The organism is Acinetobacter thutiue (assembly GCF_030385805.1).
Lineage (GTDB): Bacteria > Pseudomonadota > Gammaproteobacteria > Pseudomonadales > Moraxellaceae > Acinetobacter > Acinetobacter corruptisaponis.
In genome coordinates, this window is the sequence record NZ_JAUDZE010000001.1 from 542,773 (window position 1) to 554,595 (window position 11,823).

Below are 11,823 nucleotides of genomic sequence, written 5' to 3' on the forward strand. Positions count from 1 at the left end.
ATCTACAATAGGTTTAAGAAAATTCGCATAATTTTTTGCGGCATTAACTTAATACAGCCGCCTTTGGACTGTCTTGTGCTATTTGTTCAAAGTACTGTACTGCTGGTGAGCGGGCCATATAGGCCAAAGCCTGTTCCGTATCACCCTCATGAATCGGATTAAACTTTGGAGACACCCAACGTAAAGTGGCTTTCCATAAGTATTTAATGGTTGGCAAGTTATCTGTTTTTGTTGCAGTTTTTTCAAATTCACGAATAAAAGTGAAAAATCCACGACGCATTAATTTCTGAATGTCCTGATGTTCTAAGTCCTGTTTACCCAGACTACGTGCGAAATCTGCAAGGAAATAAATAAACAGTGGGAAAATTGCTATCATAATGACTTGGCGAGAAATATAAAAACCAAGTTTGTTTGTTAACAGATGTTCAAATAGGTCATACGCCACACAACGATGTTCAACTTCTTCAGCAAGATGCCAACGGAATAAATCAGTCATTGCAGGATCTGCTGTATCCCATGACTTGCTATCAAGTGTCCATTGTCCAATCGTACCTGTAAAGTGCTCAATGGCAGCAATTACACCTACTCGGAACAACAGCCAATATTCCTCAAGTTTTTCACCTTTGAGAAAAGGAATACCCAAAGGTTTATCACCCAACAGGACATTAAAAATAAGATGCGCACGGTTTAATGGGTCTTGTATATCGTAGCCATTTTCCCTTAGAAAATCTTGTGCTTTCTCATGTGCACGGGCATGGGCAGCTTCTTGACGGACAAAACCAATAACCTCTTCTTTTAATTTCTCATCTGTAATATAAGGAACGGCTTTATTGAATACTCGGCAGAACCAGAATTCACCTGCTGGCAAAAGCATATTGATGCCATTGGCGATATGTGAACACAGAGGATCATTCGGCATCCAACATACCGAAGACTCAGAAAAATCGAAATATACTTTTCTTGCTTTGATTTGATGATGTTCTGTGATCATATATGCCACCCAATGCGAAATTACTAATTAAATTGAATAGATAATTTTTAGCATTGAGTAAAATAGATCACCATGTGCTTATAGGACAAAATTCTCTATAAAATGGTTTTAAAGATAAGAAGTCTATATTAGTCTTTCTAACATTCTTCATAAACCTTTCCGCCATAGCACCGTATTTCTTAAAATTTTCCTAGGCCTTAGGTCAAGTGAGGGAATGTTTGCACCTCCCTCCAAATCATGATTTTTTGATTGAAAAGGACCATTTTCCCAAAATCATATAGGGCAAATGTCAAATTCACTCAAATTTAAAAACAACGCAACCAATTGTTTTTAAAAAATAATCCTATTCCAGCGTAATTTTACTCCATGATTCATACATTTTAACTGCTGCGGAGAAATCACTATTCGCTTCGGCAGTTAAACTTGCAGCCTGAATCAAGCTTTGGGTCAAGGCAAGTATAGGGGCTGGAAGCTTTGCATCATGTACTAAGTCTAAGGCAATCCCTGTATCTTTTGCCAATAAGGGCAAGGCAAAGGTGCATGGAAATTCACGACTCAATACACGTTGAGGGAAGATATTTTCCGTCACAAGGCTTTTGCCACTGGAAGCATTAATACAATTGAGTGCTGCATCTAGATTGACACCATGCGCCTTTAATGTGGTAAATCCTTCGGCAACTGACCATAAATTGACGGCAAGCAACATATTGTTGATGGCTTTTACTGCAAAGCCTGCACCTGAATCACCGACATGCTGAATCAATTTTCCAACGGCTGCCATTGCAAGATATGCACGTTCAAACGCATGAACATCGCCACCTACCATTACGGTTAAAGTCGCATTCTCTGCACCAATGGTTTGTCCACTCACAGGTGCATCGAGAAAATCCACGTTCCGTACTTTTAGCTTTTCGGCCAGATGGCGGGCCGTCTCTGGCACACCACTGGTACAGTCAATCCAGATTGCACCTGTTTTAATCTCAACACCATCAATCAAGGCCTCAACATCTGCACTTGTTGGCAGGCACGAAAAGATAACATCTGCCTGTACTGCCTGAGCCAGTTCAACCGCTATAGTTCCATATTCTGCTGCATGCTGTTCAGCCTTACTAAAGTTTCGATTCCAGACATAAACTTTCTCGAAATGCTTTGGTAGATGGGCTGCCATACGATAGCCCATAGCGCCTAAACCAATAAATGCAACAGATTGACTCATAGTTTACCTTTTGATAGAAGTTGATCGTTCGGCTAACCAGTTTGTCAGTGTTGGCCAGAACTCAATAGAACTGTTTTGACTGGACATTAAACCTAAGTGCCCGCCAGGGATTAAAGTAAACGTGACATCCTGACTGCTTGTCAACTGGGTCAGTGGAAAAGCGGCATCAGATGTAACCAGTTGGTCACCTTTACCAGCACCTACCAATAAAGAACAATTGATGTTCTTAAGTTCAATGGTCTTATTTTTGAGTTTGATTGCGCCATGCTTCAATGGATTTTGTAGCCATACATTAAACAGCATGTCCTGATTGATACCGCCTGGATAGTCGATCATATTATTCAGAAAATGGCTCAGGGTGGCATCTTCCTGAACCAGCTTGAGATTATCCAGATTTTTGAGTAGCTGGATATTGCCATCAATCCAGCCTTTAGGATCGAGTAGTTTAAATCCTAAAGAGTTTAAGAAGCCTGGTGAATGAATCATCAGCTTTGGTAAACGGTTGTAGATATAGTGCTTAATGGTTGGGTTGCGTGTCGTGATATAAGCCAGTGTTTTGTATAGCTTACCAATATAGCCTGAAGCATAACTGTCAATTGGGCTACCGAGTACGACCAGGTTTTTAACTGGATTAGATGGATGGCGGGCTGTGTAAAGCGTTACGAAAATACCTGCCATACTCCAGCCATGTAGAGAAATTTTTTCAGATTTAGAATGTTGTTGAATCGCTTCAATGCATTTTGGAATAAATTTATCAATAAAGGATAAAAAGTTAACCTGATAGTTTTTATAGGTCAGTTTACCCCAGTCAATCAGGTACACATCAAAACCACTGTCCTGGAAATGTTTGACTAAAGAGCGATATGGATATAGGTCATAAATATCCATATTGATCGCAAGCGGAGCAACAAAGACCAGCGGCTCTTTATAACGTTTGTTTTCTGAGGCGTAAAAACGAACACGGGTTTGTTTAAACTCGGCAATCACTTGATAGGGGGTTGATTGAGACAGCACCAGCCGATCTGCGTCAAACACACGCATGGCTAAATGTTTAAAGTTTATTTTTTGTTGTTCCACAAGCGATTTCATCTTTGAAAGTCTCATCATGAGTCAAGATTGCATGAAGTCTAAGCGATAATTTCATCTTACGCCTTGACCTTAAATACCTTAGGCGCTCAAAATGTTGGCATATTGAAGCATGATGATCATAAGGCATACAAAACCATGAATCCAAGCGATGATTTAGAATATCAACTCGACACTCTGGCGATTCGCACAGGGCATGATCGTACCTTTGAGGGTGAACATAGTGAACCTATCTTTTTAACCTCATCGTTTGTTTGCGAAAGTGCAGCTGATGCCGCTGCAAAATTCTCTGGACAAATTGCGGGTAATACCTATTCACGCTATACCAATCCAACCGTACAGGCTTTTGAAAAACGTTTGGCTGTTCTGGATGGCGCAGAGCGTGCAGTTGCAACCAGTTCAGGAATGGCAGCAGTACATGCCATGTGTATGGCGTATTTAAAAGCGGGCGATCATGTGATTTGTTCACGCGCCGTTTTTGGTTCAATCATTGCCTTATTTGAAAAGTACGTTGCCAAATTTGCTGTTGAAGTTACTTTTGTTGATTTGGGTGATCTTGAGGGATGGAAACAGGCAATTCGTCCAAATACACGACTATTGTTTATTGAAACGCCGTCCAACCCACTGGCTCAGGTGGGCGATATGCAGGCAATTGCAGATATTGCCCACGCGCATGGTGCTTTATTTGCAGTGGATAACTGTTTCTGTACGCCTGTGTTACAGCAGCCGATTAAGTTTGGTGCCGATTTGGTTCTTTATTCAGCAACCAAATATATTGATGGCCAGGGACGGGCTTTAGGTGGTGCTGTTGTTGGCAAGAATGATTTAGTTGAAGAAATTAACGGCGTTGTGCGTACCCTAGGTAATTCAATGAGTCCATTCAATGCATGGATTTTCCTCAAGGGCTTGGAAACACTCAGTATCCGTATGAAAGCGCATTGTGAAAGTGCACAAAAACTGGCGGAATGGCTGCATCAACATGACAAGGTTGAAAAAGTGTATTACGCAGGGCTGCCTGACCATCCAGGGCACGAGCTTGCTAAAAAACAGCAAAAGGGTTTTGGTGGTGTGGTTTCATTTGTTGTAAGAGGTGAGCGTCAAGGCGCATGGACGGTGATTGACAATACGCGTTTCCTATCGATTACCAGTAATCTGGGCGATGTAAAATCAACAATTACCCATCCAGCAACCACCTCGCATGGTAGAATGTCTGCCGAAGCCAAACAAGCCGCAGGGATTGAAGAAGGATTAATTCGTGTCTCTGTTGGCTTGGAAGATATTAATGATATTATTCGCGACTTATCACGCGGTTTAGATTTAATTTAAGAGAGAGACTTATGAACATTAATATGCTTATGCAGCAAGCCCAGCGCATGCAAAAGGATATGGAATCCAATATTAAAAAAGCCAAAGAAGAGCTTGCAAAAACCGAAGTTCACGCTGAGGCGGGCGGTGGTTTGGTTAAAGTGACCATGACCTGCCGCAATGTTGTAAAGCGTATCGAAATCAGCCCAGAGCTGTTACAGGACGAAGCGGACATGATTGAAGACTTGATCGCCGCTGCAATTAATGATGCGGTACGTCAGGCCGAAGTGATTTCTGAAGAAAAGCTTCAAGGTGCCAACTCAGGTATGGGCTTGCCACCAGGTTTATCTGGTTTATTCTAATTCAAGAAACTCTCCAGTCTTTTTATAAAAGACTGGAGAAGCTTTTCTAAAACAATCGAGTTTATTTGTGTTTAGTGAACGATTTGAACAATTGGTTCAGGCATTACGTATCTTACCCAGTGTTGGTCCAAAATCAGCACAACGTATGGCATTGCATTTGCTGATGAAAAACCGTGAAGGTGCATTCGCTTTATCGCACGCCTTACATGAGGCATCAAGCCATATCCATGAGTGCCGTATTTGTCATTCCTTAACTGAAAACGAAATTTGTGACATTTGTGCCTCTGTGGAGCGTGATGAACAACTTCTCTGTGTGGTGGAATCGCCTGCGGATGTGATGGCAATTGAACAAAGCGGCAGTTTTCGTGGTAAATACCATGTGCTCGGTGGACATTTGTCACCATTGGATGGGATAGGCCCTGAGGAAATTGGAATTCCCTATCTGGTTCAACGCCTAAGTGAGGGGAAAATTGAAGAGGTGATTCTTGCCACCAATGCGACAGTTGAGGGGCAGGCAACGGCGCATTATCTGGTTGAGGCAACTAAACATTTGCCAATTCACATGACCCGAATTGCTCAAGGTGTACCACAGGGTGGTGAACTTGAGTATGTGGATAGCCATACACTCAGCCAGGCTGTACACAACCGCATGAAGATGAAATAGGATGTTTATCCATTATTATTTTATCTATTTTAAATTCATGCTGTTAATTTAAACAAATAATTAAGTTTTACATTTTGTCTAACATTATCGTTGATATATTTGCTGTAATTTGTGGCACTATTGGCAGGCGAAAAGGATTTTCGTTTTTTGATGATATGGAAAAAGGAGTAATTTCATGTATTGCATGTGGAATACTGATTAAATTTATTTTTGCATTTGATTTCGCTTGAGCAATGACTGCAATTTGGCAGTGCTATTGCTAATGGTTCTTTATTATTTTACTTGAGCAAATATGTTTCAGTTTATCCAGCAGCAACAAGATTTAGCTGTTCTCCTTACTCAAATGGAACAATGTTCCACCTATGCACTTGATACTGAGTTTATTAAGGTTGACACCTTATATCCAAAACTTGGGGTGTGCCAAATCAATTTAAATGGCCAGGTTTCCTTGTTGGATGGAACTGCACTGAATTTGGTAAAGTTCTGGCAAAAAATATTTAATGCACAACAGAACATTTTCCATGCCTGTGGTGAAGATATTGACCTGATTTATCATTATGCAGACCAGAAACCACTTGGCAATGTTTTTGATACTCAGGTGGCAATGGCGTTTTTGGGACATGGCCTACAAGTCAGCTACCAGAATGCCTTAAAAACTCGTTTGAATATTGATATAGAGAAAGACCAGACACGTTCAGACTGGTTGGCTCGACCACTCACTCAGGAGCAAATGAGCTATGCAGCCAATGATGTTCTTTATTTAACCAAACTTGCTGATGCATTGAAGAATGACCTAAAAGTGAAAGGTCTCTATCAATATGTATTGGAGGATTGCCAAAATCTCACCAAAGAAATTGCACTGGAAACACCACTTGCAGCGCTTTATACAGATATTGGTAATTACCGCCACTCACGTAGAGAGTTAATGCAGTTACAACAACTCAGTATCTGGCGGGAACAAATCACCAAGGCACTTAATCAACCACGCAGTTTTATCCTTAAAAATGCCACCATGATTGATTTGGTGGAGAAAAATCCACGTAATAATTTCCAGCTTGCTCAGGTGAAAGACATACGTCCGAATATTGTGCGTGAACATGGTAAAACCATTTTAGATTTATTGAAGTTTTTGCCCCCTGAAAATGAGTGGCCATTAAGAATGGCTCGACCTGTAAAAAGTAATTCCAAGGAAGTGGCACCACAAATAGAGATTTTAATAGAGCGTGTGGTTCTTGAAACAGCCATTCCCAAAGAAGTCTTGCTGCGAAAAAAATGGCTGAATGCGATTTATGAGCATGTGGTTTTTCATCTGGATGAGCAGGATTTACCCAACTATTTATTGGGCTGGCGTTATGAAATCTTAACCAGGCCATTGATTGAACTGCTGCGGCAGGACATTGAGTATTTGGCTACGCAAATGAAGATTTCCCAGTAAACAAAACACGACTGTTGCGTTAACATTCCTTAATGTACCTGTTATTTTTTTCATGTATGCTGTTTTTGATTGATAAGAGTTGTGAGTAAACATGCACTGCGATATTTATAGATCGAGCAAAAAAGACGAAATGTATATGTATATTGCTCGTCCAAACTATCCTGATGACAAGGAACCAGAAAATCTGTTTGATGGTATTCCTGAAGCCGTATTGCAAGCATTTGGCAAGGCGACTTTTGTCATGCATCTAGAGCTTCACAATGAGCGCAAGCTTGCCCGTGTGAACGTTCTTCATGTTTTAGACTCACTACACACCAAGGGATTTTTTATCCAGGTGCCACCTGAGGGATTAATTAATCCAAATGCGGTGGAACCAGAGGGTTTGCGCGGTGCTTGAAACTTTAACAGCAATTTGGTCCAACATCCTGTCAGTACTGGATCAGTTCCCAGAAGAGAATGTTGCGATCATTGTTTATGTGACAGGGACCCTCATTGCGTTATGGTGCTGGTATCGCCTGATGTCACGTTTACCCAATCCAGTCGGTGGAATCCTATGGATTGTTGTATTTGCCATTCTGGCAACGCCTACGATTTCCGAGGGTCCAAACTCGGCATTGGCACCAGCAGTCTTTGGCCTGATTTTTGGTGTATTGACCAAAGAGCATATTTTAATTTGGTCAAACCTGTCACTGATCCTGTTTGTCATTGGTGTAGGTTTACTGGTTGGATTTTGCTGGTCAAAGTATGCTGCAAATAAAACCGTACGTTCCGCTTAAATATTCACACAAAGTAAAGATAGAAAAATAAGGTTGTTTAAATGTCTGCTGATACACAACACTTCACTGGTACAGATCAATATATTGCAACTGAAAGCCTGAAACTGGCAGTAAAAGCTGCGCGTGCTTTACAAAAACCACTTTTGGTCAAAGGCGAGCCAGGTACAGGTAAAACCTTGCTTGCAGAACAGGTGGCTGAAAGTTTGGGCTTAAAGCTGATTACCTGGCATATCAAGTCAACCACCAAAGCCCAGCAAGGCCTGTATGAATATGATGCTGTTTCACGTTTACGTGACAGTCAGTTGGGTGATGACCGTGTCTACGACATTAAGAACTATATTAAACCAGGTAAATTATGGGAAGCGTTTACCAGCGAAGAACGTTGTGTATTGCTGATTGATGAAATTGACAAGGCTGATATTGAGTTTCCAAATGACTTGTTACATGAACTCGATAAAATGTCGTTCTATGTCTATGAGACTGGTGAAACCATCACTGCGACCCAACGTCCGATTGTGATCATCACCTCAAATAATGAGAAAGAACTTCCAGACGCGTTTTTACGCCGTTGTTTCTTCCACTATATTGAGTTCCCAGATGAAGCCACCATGCGTGACATCATCGCGGTTCATTTCCCGAATATCTCAAATACTTTGGTCAGTGAAGCCCTACAGGTGTTCTTTAAGTTACGTGAAATTCCAAACTTGAAGAAACCCCCATCAACCTCTGAACTGATTGATTGGTTAAGCCTACTCATGGCAGATGATATGCCTGAGGATGTGTTGCGTAATCACGATAAGTCAAAAGCGATTCCGCCATTGTATGGCGCGTTAATCAAGAATGAACAAGATGTGCAACTGCTTGAACGTTTAGCATTTATGTCACGCCGCTAAGAGTGTTTACCAATGTTTGTACGATTGTTTTACACCTTACGCAAATATGGTGTACCTGTAACAACTCGTGAGCTGATTGATCTCAATCAGGCGGTGGCATCAGGTCTGGTTTTTGCAGATCAGGAAGAGTTCTATCAATTGGCTAAAACCATTTTAGTCAAGGATGAGCGTTTCTTTGACAAGTTTGACCGTGCCATGAAAGACTACTTTGATGGCATTGAAACTTTTGATCTGGATGAACTGCTTAAACAGGTTCACAAATTGCCAAAAGACTGGTTTGATCTTGAATTATTGGAGAAACATCTCACTCCTGAACAGCGTGCAGAACTGCTCAAAGCAGGTTCACTCGAAGAACTGATGAAAATGCTGGAAGAACGCTTGCGGGAACAGCATAAAAAACATCAGGGTGGCAATCGCATGATTGGCACAGGTGGAACTTCACCTTTTGGTGCTTTTGGTGATCATCCAGAAGGTGTCCGAATAGGTGGGCCAGGGCGTAAACGTTCAGCGGTAAAGGTGTGGGAACAGCGTAAATACCAGAATCTTGATGATGATCAGGTTCTAGGCACGCGCCAGATGCAAATTGCGTTGCGCCGTTTGCGTAAGTTTGCCCGTCAGGGTGCAGCCGAAGAACTCGATGTTGACGGCACCATCCGTGAGACCGCAAAACAGGGTATTCTGGATGTACAGCTTGTGCCTGAACGCCGTAACCGTATCAAGGTACTGATGCTGTTTGATGTGGGCGGTTCAATGGATGCCTATATCGCTGAATGCGAAAAACTGTTCAGTGCGGCCAAATCTGAGTTTAAAACCCTCGAATATTTCTATTTCCATAATTGTCTGTATGACTATGTCTGGAAAGACAACCATCGCCGTAGTTCAACACGCATGAATACATGGGATCTATTTCACACTTATGGGCGTGATTACCGTGTGATTGTAGTGGGTGATGCCAGCATGGCACCGTATGAGTTAAAGTCTGCGGGTGGTTCAGTTGAATATATGAATGATGAAGCTGGGGAGGTGTGGTTAAGACGCTTACGCCAGCATTATGATAAAACCGCTTGGCTGAATCCTGAACTTGAGGGTTATTGGCATTATACCCAGACCATTCAATGGATTAAGGAAGTATTTGATCATCATATGTATCCAATGACCTTAAAAGGCATTGAGGATATGACCAAGTATTTATCTCGTTAAACATCAAAAGGCTGATTCATACTGGATCAGCCCAGTTTTCTAGTGTTAAATCTGTAATACGATTAAATTCCTTATAATTGTTGGTCACCAAAATACATTTTTCGGCAAGTGCATGACTTGCAATCCATAAATCATTATTACCAATCGGTGTTCCAGCTTGTTTGAGTAATAGTGCATGATGAGCATAATACTCACAGAGTTGTTGTTGAGTGCTATAAAGGACAGGGATTCGCAGAATTAGGTTTTCAAGCTGTTTTAAAACAACAGTTTTTCTTTGGCTACCATATGCTCCTTTTAATAATTCTGCATAACTGATAAATGACATGCATAATTCATCATCCTGTGAGAGTTGATTGACTCGTTCAATCACACTCAGGGGTTTATTCTTCATGAAATAAATCAGAATATTGGTATCCAACATATATTTCATAAAGCGTCTCGCTCTTGGGCTTGATGATCATCAAGGCGATTTTTTTCCAAAATTTCAACAAAATCAGTATCAAATTCCTGTAAGGCTTGCCAAAGTGCTTCACCTCGATTTTCACTTGATTCTGCAATGGGATGGATCACTAGATCACCATTTTGATTTAAAAAAATTTCTACTCGTTTGGTATTTAAACGAAACTCTTGTGGAATGCGAACTGCTTGACTATTACCATTCATAAATACTCTGGATGTAATTGGTGTACTCATGAGTGTTCTCCAATGTATGTACATATAGTGTGTACATTAAAGCATAAAATCCAAATATTGAATAGTATTTAATCAATTCTGAAAAACTTCACTTTGTGTTTTCGGGAGATTCATAGATAAACATGAAAAAAAAACACGAAAACACGGTAGAATAAGCCGTTTTGCAATCCTTGCCTGTGGAGACCTACGTGGATCGACCAACCATTTCCCCTGAACATTTACAAGAAGCGTCTGAGCATTTATCAACAATTCGGGATTTTATCCGTTTTGGGGTGAGCGCATTACGCCAATACGATGCACATTTAGGGCAAGGTACAGAAGATTATTTTGCAGAAAGTTCAGCTCTGGTTTTACAAACACTGTCACTGGAATGGTCTGCCGATGCTGAGATTCTGGACGCCAAACTTTTACCAAGTGAAAAAGCTGAATTTTTAAGTTTATTGGAACGCCGTATTAATGAGCGTGTTCCGACCTCATATTTATTGAATCTTGCATATTTCTTTAATAAGCCTTTTTATGTTGATGAGCGTGTACTGATTCCACGTTCACCAATTGCAGAGGCGATTGAACAACGTTTTGCGCCATATTGTCTGGATGAAAATGGGCAGATACGTGAAGCATTGAATAATTTACCTGAGAATCCAGCACCAAAAACGCCGCAACGTATTCTGGATATGTGTACAGGTTCGGGATGTATTGCTGTGGCCTTGGCTTATGCTTTCCCAGACTCGGAAGTGGATGCAACCGATATTTCCAAAGAAGCACTGGAAGTTGCCTCAATCAATGCAGAACATCATAACAAGCAGTATCAAATTGCATTGCTTGAATCTGACCTGTTCGCAAAAATTCCTGCTGAACATCAATATGATCTTATCGTGAGCAATCCTCCTTATGTTGACGCAGAAGATATGGCGGACTTACCAGATGAATTCCTGCATGAACCTGAGTTAGCCTTGGCTGCGGGTCAGGATGGTTTGGACTTGGTTCGCAAGATGTTGGCGCAAGCGGCTGACTATCTTACTGAGGATGGCCTGATTGTGATTGAAGTGGGCAACTCTGAATGGGCAATGCGTCAGAACTTTAATACCGTTGACTTCCATTGGCTGACATTCCAGAAAGGTGGTACAGGTATTTTTGCACTCACTGCTGAACAATGCCGCCGCTATAAAGATATATTCCAGCAATCCATTCAAAATTAAGGG

14 protein-coding genes are annotated in these 11,823 nt (G+C 41.2%); 9 read left to right on the top strand and 5 right to left on the bottom strand.

Annotated features, from left to right (window positions below):
* Positions 1 to 43: 43 nt before the first annotated feature.
* The 3 genes from QTA56_RS02570 to QTA56_RS02580 form a co-directional block, all read right to left on the bottom strand.
* Positions 44 to 991 (bottom strand): metal-dependent hydrolase, encoded by a 948-nt coding sequence (locus QTA56_RS02570; RefSeq protein ID WP_267979398.1) that lies wholly within the window; start codon positions 989 to 991, stop codon positions 44 to 46.
* Between the two features lie 343 nt (positions 992 to 1,334).
* On the bottom strand, positions 1,335 to 2,207 hold the full coding sequence (locus tag QTA56_RS02575; RefSeq protein WP_267979399.1) for an NAD(P)-dependent oxidoreductase: 873 nt from the start codon (positions 2,205 to 2,207) through the stop codon (positions 1,335 to 1,337).
* Between the two features lie 3 nt (positions 2,208 to 2,210).
* Positions 2,211 to 3,296 (bottom strand): alpha/beta fold hydrolase, encoded by a 1,086-nt coding sequence (locus tag QTA56_RS02580; RefSeq protein WP_267979400.1) that lies wholly within the window; start codon positions 3,294 to 3,296, stop codon positions 2,211 to 2,213.
* A gap of 135 nt (positions 3,297 to 3,431) precedes the next feature.
* Between QTA56_RS02580 and QTA56_RS02585 the strand changes: the two genes are divergently transcribed.
* The 8 genes from QTA56_RS02585 (at position 3,432) to QTA56_RS02620 (ending at position 9,928) form a co-directional block, all read left to right on the top strand.
* Positions 3,432 to 4,619: an O-succinylhomoserine sulfhydrylase gene (locus QTA56_RS02585; RefSeq protein ID WP_267979401.1), complete on the top strand. Its 1,188-nt coding sequence runs from the start codon at positions 3,432 to 3,434 to the stop codon at positions 4,617 to 4,619.
* Between the two features lie 11 nt (positions 4,620 to 4,630).
* Complete coding sequence (locus QTA56_RS02590; protein ID WP_004677441.1) at positions 4,631 to 4,960, top strand: YbaB/EbfC family nucleoid-associated protein; 330 nt, start codon at positions 4,631 to 4,633, stop codon at positions 4,958 to 4,960.
* A gap of 67 nt (positions 4,961 to 5,027) precedes the next feature.
* On the top strand, positions 5,028 to 5,624 hold the full coding sequence (gene recR / locus QTA56_RS02595; RefSeq protein ID WP_004677443.1) for a recombination mediator RecR: 597 nt from the start codon (positions 5,028 to 5,030) through the stop codon (positions 5,622 to 5,624).
* Between the two features lie 292 nt (positions 5,625 to 5,916).
* Positions 5,917 to 7,059 carry a ribonuclease D gene (locus QTA56_RS02600; RefSeq protein ID WP_267979402.1) on the top strand — a complete coding sequence of 381 codons (1,143 nt, stop codon included), beginning with the start codon at positions 5,917 to 5,919 and terminating at the stop codon, positions 7,057 to 7,059.
* A 91-nt stretch (positions 7,060 to 7,150) separates the two neighbouring features.
* Entirely contained in the window at positions 7,151 to 7,456 is a 306-nt protein-coding gene (locus tag QTA56_RS02605; protein WP_267979403.1) for a YcgL domain-containing protein, read from the top strand.
* On the top strand, positions 7,449 to 7,835 hold the full coding sequence (locus tag QTA56_RS02610; protein ID WP_267979404.1) for a hypothetical protein: 387 nt from the start codon (positions 7,449 to 7,451) through the stop codon (positions 7,833 to 7,835). Before QTA56_RS02605 ends, QTA56_RS02610 begins: the two co-directional genes overlap by 8 nt.
* 41 nt (positions 7,836 to 7,876) lie before the next feature.
* A complete protein-coding gene (locus QTA56_RS02615) occupies positions 7,877 to 8,728 on the top strand; it encodes an AAA family ATPase (protein WP_267979405.1) in 852 nt (283 codons plus the stop codon).
* Between the two features lie 12 nt (positions 8,729 to 8,740).
* Positions 8,741 to 9,928, top strand: coding sequence for a vWA domain-containing protein (locus tag QTA56_RS02620; RefSeq protein WP_267979406.1), 1,188 nt, complete (start codon positions 8,741 to 8,743; stop codon positions 9,926 to 9,928).
* 16 nt (positions 9,929 to 9,944) lie between these two features.
* Here the strand turns inward: QTA56_RS02620 and QTA56_RS02625 are convergent, their stop codons facing one another.
* Positions 9,945 to 10,358, bottom strand: a complete 414-nt coding sequence (locus QTA56_RS02625; protein WP_267979407.1) for a type II toxin-antitoxin system VapC family toxin — start codon at positions 10,356 to 10,358, stop codon at positions 9,945 to 9,947.
* Entirely contained in the window at positions 10,355 to 10,621 is a 267-nt protein-coding gene (locus tag QTA56_RS02630; protein ID WP_267979408.1) for an antitoxin, read from the bottom strand. Before QTA56_RS02630 ends, QTA56_RS02625 begins: the two co-directional genes overlap by 4 nt.
* A gap of 188 nt (positions 10,622 to 10,809) precedes the next feature.
* Between QTA56_RS02630 and prmB the strand changes: the two genes are divergently transcribed.
* Positions 10,810 to 11,820 carry a 50S ribosomal protein L3 N(5)-glutamine methyltransferase gene (prmB, locus tag QTA56_RS02635; RefSeq protein ID WP_267979409.1) on the top strand — a complete coding sequence of 337 codons (1,011 nt, stop codon included), beginning with the start codon at positions 10,810 to 10,812 and terminating at the stop codon, positions 11,818 to 11,820.
* Positions 11,821 to 11,823 lie beyond the last annotated feature (3 nt).

Coding starts and splice junctions, on each gene's coding strand:
- QTA56_RS02570 (WP_267979398.1), bottom strand. CDS start 991: ATGATCACAGAACATCATCAAATCAAAGCAAGAAAAGTATATTTCGAT.
- QTA56_RS02575 (WP_267979399.1), bottom strand. CDS start 2,207: ATGAGTCAATCTGTTGCATTTATTGGTTTAGGCGCTATGGGCTATCGT.
- QTA56_RS02580 (WP_267979400.1), bottom strand. CDS start 3,296: ATGAAATCGCTTGTGGAACAACAAAAAATAAACTTTAAACATTTAGCC.
- QTA56_RS02585 (WP_267979401.1), top strand. CDS start 3,432: ATGAATCCAAGCGATGATTTAGAATATCAACTCGACACTCTGGCGATT.
- QTA56_RS02590 (WP_004677441.1), top strand. CDS start 4,631: ATGAACATTAATATGCTTATGCAGCAAGCCCAGCGCATGCAAAAGGAT.
- QTA56_RS02600 (WP_267979402.1), top strand. CDS start 5,917: ATGTTTCAGTTTATCCAGCAGCAACAAGATTTAGCTGTTCTCCTTACT.
- QTA56_RS02605 (WP_267979403.1), top strand. CDS start 7,151: ATGCACTGCGATATTTATAGATCGAGCAAAAAAGACGAAATGTATATG.
- QTA56_RS02615 (WP_267979405.1), top strand. CDS start 7,877: ATGTCTGCTGATACACAACACTTCACTGGTACAGATCAATATATTGCA.
- QTA56_RS02620 (WP_267979406.1), top strand. CDS start 8,741: ATGTTTGTACGATTGTTTTACACCTTACGCAAATATGGTGTACCTGTA.
- QTA56_RS02625 (WP_267979407.1), bottom strand. CDS start 10,358: ATGAAATATATGTTGGATACCAATATTCTGATTTATTTCATGAAGAAT.
- QTA56_RS02630 (WP_267979408.1), bottom strand. CDS start 10,621: ATGAGTACACCAATTACATCCAGAGTATTTATGAATGGTAATAGTCAA.